Source organism: Moheibacter stercoris (assembly GCF_040545805.1).
In the GTDB taxonomy this organism is placed as follows: domain Bacteria; phylum Bacteroidota; class Bacteroidia; order Flavobacteriales; family Weeksellaceae; genus Moheibacter; species Moheibacter stercoris.
In genome coordinates this window covers 168901-184506 of record NZ_JBEPMO010000004.1, presented here as the reverse complement: position 1 = coordinate 184506, position 15606 = coordinate 168901, and the positions used below count along the sequence as shown (strand labels likewise).

Here is a 15606-nt window from a genome sequence, read left to right as displayed (position 1 = left end):
ATTTAAGGTTTGATTAGTCAGCGCAAAATTACAGTTATTTTTTTATGTCTATTACTGATTTAAATACACAACTTTTTCATCAATCGGCTTGCGACTGCTTTCATGCAATTCAGCTGCTAATTTTCCCATATAGAAAATACCATAACAAGTTTCATTTTCTTCCATTGACGTAAATTCATGCATACGTTTTATCGCTGTTGGAGATGACCAATACGAACCAATTTTCATAGATGTACACATCAACCACATGTTTTGAACCGCCATAGAAATTGCTGCAAGTTCTTCCCATTCGGGTAATAAATCAGACTTTTTCATGCAGATCAAAACGATTTTGTCTGACTTCAAACATTTGTCAATGATATCTTGACGTTTTCGGTCAGATTGCATTTCTGGTGCGGTAATTTCCAAATAAATTTTCTCCATAAATTGAGCAAATCTTTGTCTTGCTTCACCTTCAATTACACGAAATCTCCAAGGTTCTGTGCGTTTGTGATTGGGAGCCCAATTGGCACTTTCCAAAATCATTTGAAGTTCCTCGGAACGGATTTCTTCTGCGGAATATTGATTGGGCATCACACTTCTGCGTGTTTTTATAAGGTTTAATAATTCTTCTGGTTTCATAATTAAAAATTTGTGCAAAGGTAGTCCCTGAATTTGAATTGGGTTTAAACACTAGATTTATTTTGCATTAAGAAAATACGGAGTATTTTAGCATTCGAAATTCAAGTAGAATTCGCTTTTTATGCTGAAAAACAAGGAAATTTTTGAAAAAATGAATGAATTGGGGGCAAGTAAAACTCCTTTTTTTTTCATGATCGATTTCCTGAAAATGAAAGGCGAAGTCATTGAATTCTCAGAATTACCCAAGGATATTTTCTTTCAAATTGATGAAAAACCAGAAGAATTTAAGGGGCAAATTGATTTTCAGAAAAATCCGATGGATTTTGAAATTTATTCCCATCAATTTGATCTTGTTCTACAAAATATTTTGAACGGAAATTCTTTCTTGACGAATTTAACTTGCGAAACGCCGATTTCAACCAATTTAACTTTGGACGAAATTTTCAAATACTCTCAAGCGAAATATAAACTACAATATCGAGATGAATTCGTTTGTTTTTCGCCAGAAACCTTTGTGAAAATCAAAAATGGGAAGATATATTCCTTTCCGATGAAAGGAACAATAGATGCTTCAATTGAAAATGCAGAGGAAATCATCTTGAATGATCCCAAAGAAAAAGCAGAACATTATACGATTGTTGATTTGATTCGAAATGATTTGAGCAAAGTTGCCAAGAAAGTGACCGTGGAAAAATTTAGATTTATCGATAAAGTTCAAACCAACCACAAAACTTTGTTGCAAGTTAGTTCTGAAATTTCGGGTGAATTACCGACCGAATTTCACCAGAATGTAGGAGATCTATTTGATCAACTATTGCCCGCAGGTTCCATTTGTGGCGCTCCAAAAGAAAAAACGGTGGAAATAATTTTGGAAGCGGAATCTTACAATCGAAATTTCTATACAGGTGTTTTTGGAATTTTTGATGGTGAAAATTTGGATTCGGCAGTGATGATCCGATTCATTGAACAATCTGAAAAAGGATTGGTGTTTAAGAGCGGAGGTGGAATTACGCACCAAAGCGATGTGCAAGAAGAGTACAACGAAATGATTTCCAAAGTCTATGTCCCTATTTATTGAAACAATTTGCTACCAAAATGGTGAATTCCGAAATCTAGAATTGCATCAAAATCGATTGAATAAGACTAGATTCAAATGTTTGGGAATGGATGATGAATGGAACTTAGCGTCAATTCTTCCTATGCCTGAAACAGATTTAGCCGAAAAACAAAAATGTAGAATTGTTTATGGCGAAGACTTTGAATCCATTGAATTTCTTCCGTATCAAATTCGTCCTATTCATTCTGTTCGTTTGGTGGAGCATAATTCGATCGAATATAAATACAAATCTTTGGATCGCTCTCAATTTGAATTACTCAAAGATTCGGTAGCTGAAGATGAAATCATCATCGTTCAAAAGGGCCAAATTACCGATACTTCTTATTCCAATCTCGTATTTTTTGACGGTGAAAATTGGGTTACGCCTTCTCGTTACTTACTCAATGGAACCATGCGACAAGCCTTATTGAGAGAAGGGAAAATTTTGGAAGAGGAAATCAATCCTAAGGATTTCAATAAATTTTTATCGTTTAAATTGATCAATGCGATGATGAATTTGGAAGAAAGTCCAGAATTGGATATTTCGATTATTTGCTAAAGTTTCGCAATTTCGTTTGAAGACTTTCAATTTCAGCTTCCAATTTCGCTGATTCCGAACTAGGGAATTCAAAAATCTCTGGTTGTTGGGTTTGAATTCGCTCAATGATGTGAAGGCAATTTTGCGCCTTTTCCGATTCTCCTATTTTTAAATATCCCAAACCCGCTTCACAAAACATGGTCAATTGAGTCGTTCGTAATTTCTCATCCAAAAGAAAGGCATCTCTTTCTTCGTCTTCTTCCAATAATTTCGATAAGGATTCTGAATGGATTTTGAAATAGGTTTTGAGCAATTCCTCAAACGAAGCCAAATACATTTCGGTTTCTTTTTCAACGTCAATGTTCAGCAATTTCGCAATCGCTGTAAACAATTGTTCGATGATTTTCGAAATGAAATCTTGACGTAACACTTATTTCTTCAAGTTTTTGGAAATCAGGGAAGTCGCGATGAAGATTCCGCCCAATTCAATCAGCATTCCAAGGATGATCAAATTATTTCCCGTCAACCAACCGTCAGAAACCTTGTTGACTTTCATGATAAAACCAGCGACAACCAAAATCAATCCTAAAATGATGATTGTTAATCCTGCAATAACTCCGGGTGTAAATTTCATCTTAATTTAATTTTCCAGCTAAACGAGCAAAAACTTTGTTGGGTGCTTTTCCTTCGTATAAAATTTTGTAAACAGCCGATAGAATCGGAGCTTTTACTTCCAAAACTTTCTTCAATTGATAGACCGATTTGGTTGCATAATATCCTTCTGCCACCATTCGCATTTCCAAAATAGCCGCATTGACGGTATATCCTTTTCCAATCATATTTCCGAACATTCTATTTCGGGAGAAATAGGAATAACCCGTTACCAACAAATCGCCTAAATAAGCGGATTCTGTCACATCGCGTTTCATCGGAGAAACATTTTGGGTAATCCGATTCATTTCACGAGTTGCATTGCTCATCAAGACCGCTTGAAAATTATCGCCATACCCTAAACCATGGGCAATTCCAGCAGCGATCGAATAGATGTTTTTCAATACAGCAGCATATTCGGTTCCAAAAATATCTTGGGAAATATTGGTTTTGATGAAATGACAAGCCAAACCATCGGCAGCCATTTTGGCTTTTTGCTTATCCATCGCAGCAATCGTCAAATAAGACAAACGCTCCAAAGCGACTTCTTCGGCATGACAAGGACCGCTGATCACTCCAAAATTCTCAAATGGAACTTTGAATTCATCGTTTAAATAATTTCCAACGATTTTATAATGAACAGGAACAATTCCTTTGATCGCAGAAACCACCAAACGATCGCCAAACGGAACGTTTAAGTCAGCTAAACAAGCTTCTAAATGAATGGATGGAACCGCCAAAACAATCCAATCCGAATTGGAAACCAATTCATTGATATCGGTCGTTAAGTTCAATTGTTCTGGCTGAAATTCAACTGAACTCAAATAATTGGGATTGTGCTTATGGGTCAAAATATAATTTTTGGTTTCCTCATTTCGCACCCACCAATTGATGATATTATGATTTTTACAAAGCATCTTAGCGATGGCTGTAGCCCAACTTCCACCTCCGACTAATCCAACTTTTGGTTTTGACATCTTTACTTTATTTGATTTGCTAATCTGGGGTCAAAAATAAGAAATTTTAAACGAGTGCATTTTGGTTTCAATAATCTTTCGAATTTTTCGTTTGCATTGGAGGTGGAATTATTTTCTCAATTCCAAAAGAATACAGATTTTTGCCAATTAAAATTAAACCGAATTGTACAAAAGGCTACTCAGCGAAACCGTCATTTATGGAATTGGGTCAATCTTGCCAAGGTTGATCAATTTTGGGTTGACGCCATTTTATGTGGATAAAATCAATTCAGAAGACTTTTCCAAATTTGGACAATTGTATGCCTTGGTCGCTCTTGTCAACATCGTTTTGACCTTTGGGTTTGAAACGGCTTATTTCCGGTTTTCGTCTGATAAAAATTTATCGGGGAAAGTATTTCATTTGACCTTTGCGTTTGTATTCATCAATGCATTGGCTTTTTTGGTCGGGATGCACATTTTCAACATTCCCATTGCGAACTTTTTTGATTACCAAGATCATCCGGAATACCTAAAGTGGTTTGCTTGGATTGCCTTTTTTGATGCCATTTGTATGGTGCCATTTGCCTTTTTGCGATTTACCAATCGACCAATTAAATACTCAGCCATTAAAGTATCACAATCCTTGATTCATACGATGATAGTCTTGGCATTTTTCTTTTGGGTTCCAGCCGAAATTCTGGTAAGAATTGGGTTAGATGAACCTGTGGCCTATCCGTTTTTTGCCAATGTCCTCGCGAGCTTTTTAGGTTTGGTCTTTTTGTTTCCTATTTTATCCAAAGTTCGACCGTATTTTAATTGGGAACTGTTCAAACGAATGTTCAAATATGCGTATCCGGTTATGCTAGCGGGATTGGCCTTTACAGTCAATGAAAATTTGGACAATTTGATTTTGCGTGATATGATCGACAAGTCAGAAGCAGGAGCTTATGCAGGTTGTTACAAAATTGCAACCTTGATGATTTTATTGGTCACAGCTTATAGAATGGGCGTAGAACCTTATTTTTTCAAAAAAGCACAAGATACAGATGCGAAAAAATCCTATGCCGATGTGATGTTGTATTTCGTGATTTTCTGCGGATTTGGCGTTGTGGCGCTTTTGGGGAATTTAAGTTGGATCAAAACCTTGTTGATTCCCAATGAGGAATATTGGGTGGCGATTTCCATCGTTCCGATTATTGTAATCGCGAATTTCTTTTTCGGGATTTATTATAACCTTTCCACTTGGTACAAAGTTACTGACAAAACCTACGTTGGAACGATAGTTTCGTGGATAGGAGCAGGTTTGACCATTGCACTGAATCTAATTTTTATTCCCATTATAGGATTCATGGCTTCGGCTTGGGCAACTTTGATTGCCTATGGAACCATGATGGTTATTTCTTATTTCTGGGGACAAAAACAATACAAAATACCGTATAAGACTCGAAAAATTATCCTTTATTTGATATTAAGTATAGGTTTAGGATTTTTGGGATATAATCTATTTGATAATCATTTTATCATTGGGAATCTCTGTGTATTGCTTTATCTTGCAGCCGTATTTTTTATTGAAAAATCAAGTTTGAGAATTCAAGCTCAACAATCTGAAAATCAATCTTGAATACCCTAAAAATTGAAAACGAAACATGTATATAAAAATCATTAACCGATCCAAACATCCGCTACCAGAATACAAAACCGAATTATCGGCTGGTATGGATTTAACTGCGAACCTAAACGAGCCAATTGTTTTACAATCCTTGGAACGTAAACTCATTCCTACGGGTTTGTTTTTGGAATTACCAGCAGGATTTGAAGCGCAAGTTCGTCCAAGAAGCGGTTTAGCATTTAAACATGGAATTAGTGTTTTGAATTCTCCAGGAACGATTGATGCGGATTATCGTGGAGAAATCGGGGTGATTTTGGTGAATTTGTCCAAAGAGGAATTCATAGTTCAAGACGGAGAACGAATTGCACAATTGGTGATTGCCAAACATGAAGTAGCCAATTGGGTAGAAGTAGAAGAATTAGACGATACAAGCCGAGGTGCAGGCGGATTTGGAAGCACCGGAAAAAACTAGAATCAATCAATCAACTATAGAAAAAGAATTCATGAAAATTATTATCCCTATGGCGGGACGCGGTTCCCGATTAAGACCACATACCTTAACTGTTCCAAAACCTTTGATTCCAATTGGAGGAAAACCAATTGTACAAAGATTGGCTGAAGATATTACAAAACTAGCTGATCAAAAAGTTGACGAAATTGCTTTTATTATTGGGGATTTCGGAGAAGAAGTTGAAAAACAATTGATTGGAATCGCAGAAAAATTAGGTGCAAAAGGAAGCATCTACAAACAAGACGAACCTTTGGGAACGGCACATGCGATCTGGATGGCAAAAGATTCTTTAACAGGTCCGGTTGTGGTTGCATTTGCTGATACTTTGTTTAGAGCGAATTTCCATTTGGATTCCAATGCAGACGGAGTAGTTTGGGTAAAACAAGTAGAAGATCCAAGTGCTTTTGGTGTCGTGAAACTAAATGACGAAGGAATCATTGAAGATTTCGTTGAAAAACCAAAAGAATTCGTTTCTGACTTGGCCATCATCGGGATTTATTTCTTCAAAGATGGAGACAATTTGAGAGAAGAAATCCGTCATATTATCGAAAATGATATCCAAGGAAATGGAGGCGAATATCAATTAACAGATGCTCTGGAAAACATGCGTTCCAAAGGAAACAAATTCAAATTGGGTCCTGTGGATGAATGGATGGATTGTGGAAACAAAGACGCAACGGTCGATACCAATAGTAAGATTCTGGGATTTGAAAGCCAAGAATTTGAAAACATTCCAAGTTCAGCTCAAATTCAAAATTCGTTGATCATTCCACCTTGTTTCATTGGCGAAAATGTTGTGATTCAAAATTCAAAAGTCGGCCCAAATGTCTCGGTTGGAAACGGTACAAAAATTGTAAATAGCAACATAGACAACAGTTTAATTCAAGAGAAATCATCTATTGTAAACGGTAATTTAACAGGTTCCATGATTGGGAATCATGTAGATTACAAAGGTGTTGCGCGCAACATAAGTTTAGGAGATTATTCTGTTTTGGATTTTAAAGAATAAAAAATTATTGATTTGAAGTATTTCGTAAAAATAGGATTCTTAGCGCTTTTGGTTTTTCAAATTTCTTGTGGTACCCAAAAAGGTATGGCCACAGGAGAAGCAGAAGATTTGAAAACAACCGAATTGGTCAAAAATGTTTTGGCTCAATCTCCTAAATTCACCCATTTGACAATTTCCTCCAAAATCAATGCAGACATTGACGATGTTTCAGTTGGTTTGAATGGGAAAATTTATGTGCACAATGGCAAGAAAATTTGGGTAAATGTTACCAAATTTGGGGTCACAGGAGCACGAGCATTGATTACGCCAGAAGGTTTCAAAGCCTATGAAAAATTGGATCGAACCTATATAGATGGAGATTTTTCCTATTTCAATAATTTGTTGAAAGTCGATTTCATCGATTACCAAAAACTTCAAAATCTATTGTTGGGACGAATTTTTGTTGATCTTAAGGCTTCCGAATTTGATTCAGAATTGGTGGACAATCAATACAAATTATCCTACGAAGAGAACGCCAATATTTTAGTCAATCCCAAAGAGGGAAAATACTTTCAGGAATATTTTTTTGATGCCAATTTCAATTTGGTGAAGGCTTTGATTATCGAACCCAAATCGAAACGTGAATTGGAAATTACTTACGCAGGTTGGCAAAAAGTGGGTTCGCAAACTTTCCCGAAAACTGTTAAAGTTTTGGTAAAAGATACAAAAACCCAAAAAGTAGATTTAGAATATAATAATTTTACTTTTGAACAAAGCGAAACACCTTTTGAAATCCCATCTGGATATAAACCCAACAAATTGCTAAAATGAGAAAACATTTGTTTTTCACTGTCTTATTGTTTTTAGTTTTTGCTGGACTTGCCTCTGCGCAAATTACAGAGCAAGAATTAAAGGTTCAGAAAGAAAAATTACAACAACAAAATAGCTCCCTTAAAAAAGAGATTTCGGAACTCAACAAAGATTTGCAACGCAATCAAAATGAGTCCAAAACCTCTTTGTTGTATGTGCAAAATTTAACCCAAAAAATTTCTGCTCAAACAAAATTGGTCAACGGATTGAGCAAAGAGAAACGATTCATTGAAGATGAAATTTATTTAATCCAATTGGAAATCAATAAATTGAGTCGTGAGTTGGGAGAATTGCGAAAAGAATACCGAGACATTTTGGTCAAAGCCTATAAAAACAAATCGGTTGAAAACAAATTGCTTTTTGTCCTTTCCTCTACAAGCTTGACTCAGGCTTATCGTCGTATCAAATATTTGGAAAAGTATTCCGATTATCAAATGGGGAAAGCCGAAGAGATCTTGGCGAAAACCAAAGATATTGAAAAAGAAAAAGCGGCAAGAGAAAAGGCAAAACAAGAAAAAGAAACGGTATTGGCACAACAATCCATTGTCGTAGATGAATTGGAAAATGAGAAAATTGCCAAGCAAAACGTCATTGAAGAATTCAAGAAAAATGCCGGAACCATTTCCAATTTGATTGCCGAAAAACAACGTGAACAAAAAGCGTTAAATACCGAGATTAATCGAATTATTGAAGAAGAAATTCGATTGGCTCGAATCAAAGCGGAAAACGATAAAAAGGCTTGGGACAAGGCAGCGAGAACCAATACCATTGCTTCTTTCCAAGAATATTTAAATGAATGGCCCAATGGGGATTATTCCAATGCCGCTAGAAACAGCATCAAGAATTTAGAAGCCGATAACAAAGGTTGGCAAACCGCAAGAAGCAACCATACCAAAGCGGCTTATCAGACCTATTTGAAAAGCTTCCCTCAAGGACAATTTGCCTCAACCGCAAGATTGGAAATCACCAAATTTGAGCGTGTAGAAGAGGAAGAGCGTCTAGCAAGAGAAAAAGCGGAACGTGAAGCGGCAGAAGCCAACAAACCAGTAGAGGAAGTTGTCGTAAAAGAAGTAGAAAAACCAAAACCGGTTGAAAATCCGAAACCCGACCCAGCGCCACAAAAAACATTTGATGTAAAAACCAATACGGCCGAATTATCTTCTGAATTTGCAAGCAATAGAGGTCGTTTGCCATGGCCAGTGTCAAGAGGTCAAATTGTCGTTGGATTTGGACCAGGGAAACACCCCGTTTTAAACATTGATACCAACAATGACGGTGTGGATATTGCGACCAATAAAGGCGTAAATGCACGAGCAGTTTTTGACGGAGAAGTGAGTTCCATTATCTCCATTCCAGGAGGAAATAGAACGGTTTTAGTGAAACATGGTACCTACTATACCTTGTATGGAAACCTTTCATTTGTATCGGTTAAAAAAGGAGACAAAATCAAACGTGGTCAGGATATTGGACGAATTTATACAGACGAATTAGGAAATACAACCTTGAATTTCCAAGTGCGTAATGGAGCCGATAAACAAAATCCTGAATTATGGTTGAGTAAAAATTAATTTTGAGTAACTTTGTAGTCTTATATTTAGAATTATGGGAAAATTTGGAACTTGGGAAATCATCATCATCGTATTGGTAATTTTACTATTGTTTGGTGGAAGAAAAATTCCTGAATTGATGAAAGGTTTGGGTTCTGGTATCAAGGAATTCAAAAATGCAACGAAGGACGAGGAAGACAAGAAAAAAGCAGATTCCAATACTGAAAATCCGCAATAAGATTTCTTTGAAGAAACATAAAAAGGTAGAAGAAATTCTGCCTTTCTTTTTATCATATTATTTCAAACGAATTATTACTATTCCACATGAATTTTACCGAAAAAGCTTGGAACATATTCAATCAAAGCATCAACGATTATCACGTTCATAACGACGTTTACGCAACGATTCAAAATCCGTATGCTGAATCCGATTTGATTGAACATTTATTATACAAAAAGAATTGGATTGACACCGTTCAATGGCATTTAGAAGACATCATCCGTGATCCAGAAATTGATCCCATTGATGCTTTGAAATTGAAACGTTGGATCGATAAATCCAACCAAGAGCGTACCGATATGGTTGAGTACATCGATTCTTGGTTTTTACAACAATACGGACAAGTTCAAATTCAAGAAGGAGCAAAAATCAACACCGAAAGTCCAGCTTGGGCAATTGATCGTTTCTCGATTTTGGCCTTGAAAGTCTATCATATGCGCGAAGAAGCCAATCGTACAGACGCTTCGCCAGAACATATTGCGCAATGCCAAACCAAATTAAACGTCTTGTTGGAACAACACCAAGATCTTTCTACGGCAATAGAGGAATTGATTCAAGATCTAGAAGCAGGAAGAAAATACATGAAAGTGTACAAACAAATGAAAATGTACAATGACGACGAACTAAACCCAGTTCTTCGCAACAAAAAATAAACAAAAACGCTCTACTTAGTAGGGCGTTTTTTGTTTGAATTCTCAGTTTTTATTCCAATTCAAAACTAACCTTCAAGGTTACTCTATATTCTGTGACCTTTCCATTGGAAATCGTTACACTTTGGTCTTTCACCCAAGCCGAACGTAAATTCTTCAAGGTTGCCGAAGCTTCTTTCACTGCTTTTTCCGTTGGTCTACCCAACTCTTTTCAGAACTCGACAAAAGTTCAATTACTTTCACTACTGGCATTTCATTACATTTTTATTGGTTAATAAGCTTAAATGCAACGATAAAACCAATGAGAAAAATTACTTTAACAAGAATTTAATGCTTTCATCGAGAGTGATTTATAATTCGCTCAATCGATCTTTTACATATTCCACTTGCGTTTTTCCATGGGCTTTAGGTTTCCCATCTTCTCCTAAATTCACCATGGTAATATTGTCAACCGTGATGATGGTTTCGCGCGTCATTTTGTTACGAACTTCACTTTTCAAAACCAAGGACGAACGACCAAATTTTACTACTTCAATTCCGATTTCAATGATATCACCTTCCACCGCCTTGGCCATGAAATTAATTTCCGACATATACTTGGTTACGACATGTTTGTTTTCCAGTTGGATGATCGAGTACAAAGCGGCTTCCTCATCAATCCAAGCCAATAATTTCCCACCAAACAAGGTTTTATTCGGATTTAAATCTTCGGGTTTTACCCATTTTCTCGTATGAAATCGCATGCTAAAATTTTCCTATAAAGATAACCAAAAACCAAGTTTTGAAGACTCAAAAATCTGATTATTTGGGCGACTGCCGTTGCGGTTTCCTCGTACCGATTGCTTCGTTCCTCGCAATGACTAATGCAACCGCAACGTCACCGGGCTTTGCGTTGCAATCTTTTGGGCTTATAGAGTTATACTTACCTATTTTCTCCAAAGATATAGATATTCGTTTCTCAAGGGTGGCTGAGCGAAGTCGAAGCCCAAAAGGATTTCCTCTGCAATCCCTGTCGCAAGGAACGTTTAACAAATAAAGTTCAAGGTTTAAAGTTTCAAGACCTCCAACTTCCAACATCCCGCCTCCAACATCAAACTTCCCGCTTCCAACTTAAAAAAGAATCTTCACCAAATCTCCAACCTTCCCAATCGTTTCCACTCTGATCTGATAATCAGAGGTTTTGATTTTGTTGTATTTCGACACGAAAATCACATCATACCCTAGTTTCTCTGCTTCCAAAATTCGTTGTTCCACACGATTCACCGCACGGATTTCTCCGCTCAATCCGACTTCACCTGCAAACAAACAATTATCGGGAAGACTTACATCCATATTGGAGGATAAAATCGCACAAATCACCGCCAAATCAATCGCGGGATCATCTACTCTGATTCCACCTGTGATATTCAAGAAAACATCTTTCGCGCCCAATTGGAATCCGGCACGTTTTTCCAAAACTGCCAACAACATATTCAATCGTTTGGTGTCAAATCCCGTAGCAGAACGTTGCGGCGTTCCATACACAGCCGAACTTACCAAAGCTTGAATTTCAATCAACATCGGACGAATTCCTTCCAAAGTTGCCGCAATGGCATTTCCGCTTAAATTTTCATCTTTTTTGGAAATCAATACTTCAGACGGATTTTTCACTTCTCGCAATCCGCTTCCTTGCATTTCGTAAATGCCCAATTCCGAAGTAGAACCAAAACGGTTTTTCTGAGATCGTAACAATCGGTAAATATGGTTTCGATCTCCTTCAAATTGCAAGACAACATCGACCATATGTTCCAAAATTTTCGGTCCGGCAATCACACCTTCTTTGGTGATATGCCCAATCAAAACAATTGGAATATTGGTTTCCTTGGCATATTTGATCAATTCCGCCGTGGTTTCTCTGATTTGAGAAATACTTCCAGGTGAAGATTCCACATATTGCGTATGCAATGTTTGAATCGAGTCAATCACCATCAATTGTGGCTGAATTTCTTGTGCGTGTTTGAATATTTTTTGGGTATTGGTTTCCGTTAACACAAAACATTGATCGGATTGGATTCCGATTCGTTCTGCGCGTAATTTGATTTGTGAAGCAGATTCCTCACCTGAAACATACAAGGTTTTGGTGGTTGTCAAGTGTAAAGCAACTTGTAGCATCAAGGTCGATTTTCCAACTCCAGGTTCACCTCCGACCAAAACAACCGATCCGTTGACAATTCCTCCACCCAAAACACGATTCAATTCTTCATTGAGTGTATTGATACGGGTTTCGCCCATTTCTGAGACATCTTTGATGTTCTGAATGCTGGCTTTTGCAGAAGGTTCCGATTTCCATGATTTCTTTTCATCGCCTTTGTCAAGCACTTCTTCTACGATGGTGTTCCATTCGCCACAATTCTTACATTGCCCCATCCATTGAGCCGTTTGGCTGCCACAGTTTTGACAGAAAAAAGATGTTTTGGTTTTTGCCATGATGTATTATTCTTTAAGCAATATTCTGATTTTTTAATCGGTTTGCAAGTTTTTCTTTGTAATATGATTTTGTAGAAATATATATTTTCTTTCGTATTTCGCAAAAGATGATGTCTCCAGCTTTGTTTGTAAGAAAAGTATGAACCTCAAAATCGATTTCGTTTTGAGTCGAAACCTCATGTTTGATTTGGTCAATTTGTTCTGGCGAAAATTCAAATTTCGCATACAAATCTTCCTTCGCAGGTCGTTTGAAATATACCTCTGCCGATTTATCCCAAATCACATATTCCTTTCCTAAAATTTGAACCAATTGAATCATGGGAATCGGGTCTACTGCCGAAAACATACTTCCGCCAAAAATAGTATTCATGTAGTTTCGGTTTTTCCAACTGATGCGAATTCTAACGGTTATTTTCGTTAAATCTTTGGATATGGAAATGATTTTGCCCGTACTACGTCGGTACATAGGCGAATAATTAAATCCATATTTGAACAAATTGCAAGGGGAAATATAGCGTTGAAGAAGCTCGAAGCTTTTCTTATAAATCGACATATTGCTTGGAAAGATTTTCTACTTTCAAAAGTAATGAAAATCAAGATTTGGATATTCTTGGCATGAAATAAAAAGCCAAAATTCCGAAAATTAAAATTGAAATGACTTGAGCGAAATACAACAGCAATCCAAAATAGTTACCGACCATTTTGCCTTCATCGCCCGATTGCCCATTGGAAATATACATAGCAGTAAAAGCTAAACTCATGACGTAGGGATATCCCAATCCGCCAACGGCAGGCAAAATCATGCCCAAAGCTCCGGCAACGATAAGGAAAAATCCTTCTGCTAATCCGAAATGGGAAGTCGCTGGAAATGCGAAAAACACCAAATAGGTCATGAAAAAATAGCAAGTCCAAATCGCGAAGGAATAGAAAATAAACAATCCTCGTTTTTTCAAATGCATGATGGATTGAACTCCAATTAAAATCCCTTTGATAAATTCAGCAATTTTCTGAAAGAAAGGCAATTTTTTTAATTGATTTCGGATGAGGTAAATTCCTGTGACCAAAACAATAAATGCTACTCCAGCATAAATAAATTTGTCATAGGATTTGCCTTCACTCATGGAGAGAAATGATGTTAAGGTGTCGGCATTGAAAAGGAAAGTGAGCAAAAAGAAAAATCCTAAAAACAAGACATCAATGACTCTTTCCAGAACCACAATCCCCAAAGATTTGTCCACTGGAACTTTTTCCATTTTGTACAAAGAGGTCGCACGCGCAATTTCACCACTTCGAGGAATCGTTAAATTCATGAAATAAGCAAAAGAAATCGCCCAGAAACCTGCTTTTGCAGAAAAAGGATGACCAATAGGTTCCGACAACAATTGCCAGCGCTTGGCTCTTAGCCAATACGAGAAAATACTAATCGCCATGGACAATAGAAACCAAAAATAATTGGCTTCGGAAGCCGCTTGTTTCAAAACTTGAAAATCGGTTTGCCTCAACGTAAGCCAAATGAAAATTGCAGCGAGTACAATGGCACAGACGCTGAATAAGATTTGTCTTAGCTTGGCCGTCATGATCTAGTCTAGACGGTTGGTTTTCTCATTTGGGAAAATAATCGTAGGCTTAAAATTCTTAGCCTCTTCAATTGTAGTAAGTCCGTAGCCGATGATAATAATGGTATCACCCACTTGAACTTTGCGAGCTGCTGGTCCGTTTAAGGTAATTTCTCCAGAACCTCTGGTTCCAGGAATGGTATATGTTTCAAATCGTTCACCATTTTGGATGTCGACAATCGAGACTTTTTCGCCAACGATCATATTGGCTGCGTCTAACAAATCTTCGTCAATGGTGATACTTCCAATATAATTTAGTTCAGCACCGGTAACTGTCACACGGTGAATTTTTGAACGGACAATTTCTATCATCATAATGGGTACAAATGTAAGGAGAATTTGGAAAAGAGGTGGTTGGAATTCTTTAATTCAATCTCAAGTTGTCAATCAATCGTATATCTCCAGCAAAGGCAGCGATGAATGCACGAATCTTTTGGTTCGGTTCGATATTGGTAACAGATTCCAAGGTTTTTTCATCGGCAATTTCAATGTATTCCAATTCTAGTTTGGTTTTGGCAAATTCTTCTTCTACCATTTTTTTGGTTGCTTCAACCGAATTGTTTTGTAGAAAATCTTTCGCTTTGAGTAGGATCTGATAAATTTTGGGGGATTCTTCCAACATTTCTTCTGTTAAACGTTTGTTTCGTGAACTCATCGCTAAACCATTTTCATCGCGTTTGATTTCGACTGGAACAATTTCCAATGGAATTTTATAATTTTCCACCATTTGTTGAATGATGCGTAATTGTTGAAAATCTTTTTCCCCAAAATAGGCATGATCGGGTTGGACAATTTCAAAAAATCGTTTCACAATGGTTCCCACTCCATCAAAATGCCCTGGTCGGAATTTCCCTTCCATTTGATTTTCCAATCCGTTGAAGTCATAGGAATTGGACTCCGCGCCATTTGGATACATCACCTCTACGCTTGGGAAAAAGACTGCATCAACTCCAGCGTCTTCCAATAAAGCAGCGTCTGCTTGTTCGGTGCGAGGATATTTTTCTAAATCTTCGAGATTGTTAAATTGAGTCGGATTGACAAATACACTGACAATTGTAAAGTCATTTTGTTTTTTGGACTCTTCAACAAGTGAAATATGTCCAGCATGCAGTGCGCCCATGGTTGGAACGAATCCAATCGTTTTGTTTTTGGCTTTCAACTCTGACAGAACTGATTGCATTTCGGTCAGATTTCTTAAAATTATCAT

At 37.1% G+C, this 15606-nt stretch carries 20 protein-coding genes; 9 read left to right on the top strand and 11 right to left on the bottom strand.

All coding sequences use genetic code 11. From position 1 onward, the window contains the following. Window positions 1-51: 51 nt before the first annotated feature. Window positions 52-621 carry a nitroreductase family protein gene (locus tag ABID46_RS05345; protein WP_354507834.1) on the bottom strand — a complete coding sequence of 190 codons (570 nt, stop codon included), beginning with the start codon at window positions 619-621 and terminating at the stop codon, window positions 52-54. Between the two features lie 121 nt (window positions 622-742). Here ABID46_RS05345 and ABID46_RS05340 point away from each other — a divergent pair, with 121 nt between their 5' ends. Both ABID46_RS05340 and ABID46_RS05335 read left to right on the top strand, forming a co-directional pair. Continuing rightward, a complete protein-coding gene (locus ABID46_RS05340; RefSeq protein WP_354507832.1) occupies window positions 743-1699 on the top strand; it encodes an aminodeoxychorismate synthase component I in 957 nt (318 codons plus the stop codon). Next, complete coding sequence (locus ABID46_RS05335; protein WP_354507830.1) at window positions 1683-2276, top strand: aminotransferase class IV; 594 nt, start codon at window positions 1683-1685, stop codon at window positions 2274-2276. The genes ABID46_RS05340 and ABID46_RS05335 overlap by 17 nt, the downstream gene beginning before the upstream one ends. On the opposite strand, the gene ABID46_RS05330 is transcribed toward ABID46_RS05335, so the two are convergent. From ABID46_RS05330 to ABID46_RS05320, 3 genes are read right to left on the bottom strand one after another with little or no spacing between them, the layout of a single operon-like run. Beyond that, window positions 2266-2685, bottom strand: a complete 420-nt coding sequence (locus ABID46_RS05330) for a hypothetical protein (RefSeq protein WP_354507828.1) — start codon at window positions 2683-2685, stop codon at window positions 2266-2268. The two genes, ABID46_RS05335 and ABID46_RS05330, sit on opposite strands and share 11 nt — an antisense overlap. Next, complete coding sequence (locus tag ABID46_RS05325; RefSeq protein ID WP_354507826.1) at window positions 2686-2889, bottom strand: hypothetical protein; 204 nt, start codon at window positions 2887-2889, stop codon at window positions 2686-2688. It abuts the gene before it with no gap. A 1-nt stretch (window position 2890) separates the two neighbouring features. Further along, window positions 2891-3883: an NAD(P)H-dependent glycerol-3-phosphate dehydrogenase gene (locus ABID46_RS05320; protein ID WP_354507824.1), complete on the bottom strand. Its 993-nt coding sequence runs from the start codon at window positions 3881-3883 to the stop codon at window positions 2891-2893. A gap of 163 nt (window positions 3884-4046) precedes the next feature. Between ABID46_RS05320 and ABID46_RS05315 the strand changes: the two genes are divergently transcribed. From ABID46_RS05315 to ABID46_RS05285, 7 genes are all read left to right on the top strand, one after another. Beyond that, window positions 4047-5483 (top strand): lipopolysaccharide biosynthesis protein, encoded by a 1437-nt coding sequence (locus ABID46_RS05315; protein WP_354507821.1) that lies wholly within the window; start codon window positions 4047-4049, stop codon window positions 5481-5483. 25 nt (window positions 5484-5508) lie between these two features. Next, window positions 5509-5943 (top strand): dUTP diphosphatase, encoded by a 435-nt coding sequence (dut, locus tag ABID46_RS05310; protein WP_354507820.1) that lies wholly within the window; start codon window positions 5509-5511, stop codon window positions 5941-5943. A 31-nt stretch (window positions 5944-5974) separates the two neighbouring features. After that, complete coding sequence (locus ABID46_RS05305) at window positions 5975-6991, top strand: sugar nucleotidyltransferase (RefSeq protein ID WP_354507818.1); 1017 nt, start codon at window positions 5975-5977, stop codon at window positions 6989-6991. Between the two features lie 12 nt (window positions 6992-7003). Continuing rightward, entirely contained in the window at window positions 7004-7801 is a 798-nt protein-coding gene (gene lolB1, locus ABID46_RS05300) for a lipoprotein insertase outer membrane protein LolB1 (RefSeq protein WP_354507816.1), read from the top strand. After that, window positions 7798-9408, top strand: coding sequence for a murein hydrolase activator EnvC family protein (locus ABID46_RS05295; RefSeq protein WP_354507814.1), 1611 nt, complete (start codon window positions 7798-7800; stop codon window positions 9406-9408). Before lolB1 ends, ABID46_RS05295 begins: the two co-directional genes overlap by 4 nt. Before the next feature lie 34 nt (window positions 9409-9442). Then, window positions 9443-9625 (top strand): twin-arginine translocase TatA/TatE family subunit, encoded by a 183-nt coding sequence (gene tatA, locus ABID46_RS05290; RefSeq protein WP_354507812.1) that lies wholly within the window; start codon window positions 9443-9445, stop codon window positions 9623-9625. An 86-nt stretch (window positions 9626-9711) separates the two neighbouring features. Next, a complete protein-coding gene (locus ABID46_RS05285; RefSeq protein WP_354507810.1) occupies window positions 9712-10320 on the top strand; it encodes a DUF4254 domain-containing protein in 609 nt (202 codons plus the stop codon). A gap of 49 nt (window positions 10321-10369) precedes the next feature. On the opposite strand, the gene ABID46_RS05280 is transcribed toward ABID46_RS05285, so the two are convergent. The 7 genes from ABID46_RS05280 to panC form a co-directional block, all read right to left on the bottom strand. After that, window positions 10370-10522, bottom strand: coding sequence for a dodecin family protein (locus ABID46_RS05280; protein ID WP_354507808.1), 153 nt, complete (start codon window positions 10520-10522; stop codon window positions 10370-10372). 145 nt (window positions 10523-10667) lie between these two features. Beyond that, entirely contained in the window at window positions 10668-11060 is a 393-nt protein-coding gene (locus ABID46_RS05275; protein ID WP_354507806.1) for an acyl-CoA thioesterase, read from the bottom strand. 367 nt (window positions 11061-11427) lie between these two features. Then, complete coding sequence (radA, locus tag ABID46_RS05270) at window positions 11428-12783, bottom strand: DNA repair protein RadA (RefSeq protein WP_354507803.1); 1356 nt, start codon at window positions 12781-12783, stop codon at window positions 11428-11430. A 13-nt stretch (window positions 12784-12796) separates the two neighbouring features. After that, window positions 12797-13249 (bottom strand): DUF4442 domain-containing protein, encoded by a 453-nt coding sequence (locus tag ABID46_RS05265; protein ID WP_354507801.1) that lies wholly within the window; start codon window positions 13247-13249, stop codon window positions 12797-12799. A gap of 127 nt (window positions 13250-13376) precedes the next feature. Further along, on the bottom strand, window positions 13377-14360 hold the full coding sequence (locus ABID46_RS05260; protein ID WP_354507799.1) for a lysylphosphatidylglycerol synthase transmembrane domain-containing protein: 984 nt from the start codon (window positions 14358-14360) through the stop codon (window positions 13377-13379). 3 nt (window positions 14361-14363) lie between these two features. Next, entirely contained in the window at window positions 14364-14714 is a 351-nt protein-coding gene (gene panD, locus ABID46_RS05255) for an aspartate 1-decarboxylase (RefSeq protein ID WP_354507797.1), read from the bottom strand. Window positions 14715-14763: 49 nt separating this feature from the next. Next, complete coding sequence (panC, locus tag ABID46_RS05250; protein WP_354507795.1) at window positions 14764-15606, bottom strand: pantoate--beta-alanine ligase; 843 nt, start codon at window positions 15604-15606, stop codon at window positions 14764-14766.

Bases quoted from the DNA above. Each gene is read 5' to 3' on its own strand.
- ABID46_RS05320 (WP_354507824.1), bottom strand. From the start codon at position 3,883: ATGTCAAAACCAAAAGTTGGATTAGTCGGAGGTGGAAGTTGGGCTACA.
- tatA (WP_354507812.1), top strand. From the start codon at position 9,443: ATGGGAAAATTTGGAACTTGGGAAATCATCATCATCGTATTGGTAATT.
- ABID46_RS05340 (WP_354507832.1), top strand. From the start codon at position 743: ATGCTGAAAAACAAGGAAATTTTTGAAAAAATGAATGAATTGGGGGCA.
- ABID46_RS05285 (WP_354507810.1), top strand. From the start codon at position 9,712: ATGAATTTTACCGAAAAAGCTTGGAACATATTCAATCAAAGCATCAAC.
- ABID46_RS05265 (WP_354507801.1), bottom strand. From the start codon at position 13,249: ATGTACCGACGTAGTACGGGCAAAATCATTTCCATATCCAAAGATTTA.
- radA (WP_354507803.1), bottom strand. From the start codon at position 12,783: ATGGCAAAAACCAAAACATCTTTTTTCTGTCAAAACTGTGGCAGCCAA.
- ABID46_RS05325 (WP_354507826.1), bottom strand. From the start codon at position 2,889: ATGAAATTTACACCCGGAGTTATTGCAGGATTAACAATCATCATTTTA.
- dut (WP_354507820.1), top strand. From the start codon at position 5,509: ATGTATATAAAAATCATTAACCGATCCAAACATCCGCTACCAGAATAC.
- ABID46_RS05295 (WP_354507814.1), top strand. From the start codon at position 7,798: ATGAGAAAACATTTGTTTTTCACTGTCTTATTGTTTTTAGTTTTTGCT.
- panC (WP_354507795.1), bottom strand. From the start codon at position 15,606: ATGATAATTTTAAGAAATCTGACCGAAATGCAATCAGTTCTGTCAGAG.
- ABID46_RS05275 (WP_354507806.1), bottom strand. From the start codon at position 11,060: ATGCGATTTCATACGAGAAAATGGGTAAAACCCGAAGATTTAAATCCG.
- ABID46_RS05260 (WP_354507799.1), bottom strand. From the start codon at position 14,360: ATGACGGCCAAGCTAAGACAAATCTTATTCAGCGTCTGTGCCATTGTA.
- panD (WP_354507797.1), bottom strand. From the start codon at position 14,714: ATGATGATAGAAATTGTCCGTTCAAAAATTCACCGTGTGACAGTTACC.
- ABID46_RS05345 (WP_354507834.1), bottom strand. From the start codon at position 621: ATGAAACCAGAAGAATTATTAAACCTTATAAAAACACGCAGAAGTGTG.
- ABID46_RS05335 (WP_354507830.1), top strand. From the start codon at position 1,683: ATGTCCCTATTTATTGAAACAATTTGCTACCAAAATGGTGAATTCCGA.
- ABID46_RS05305 (WP_354507818.1), top strand. From the start codon at position 5,975: ATGAAAATTATTATCCCTATGGCGGGACGCGGTTCCCGATTAAGACCA.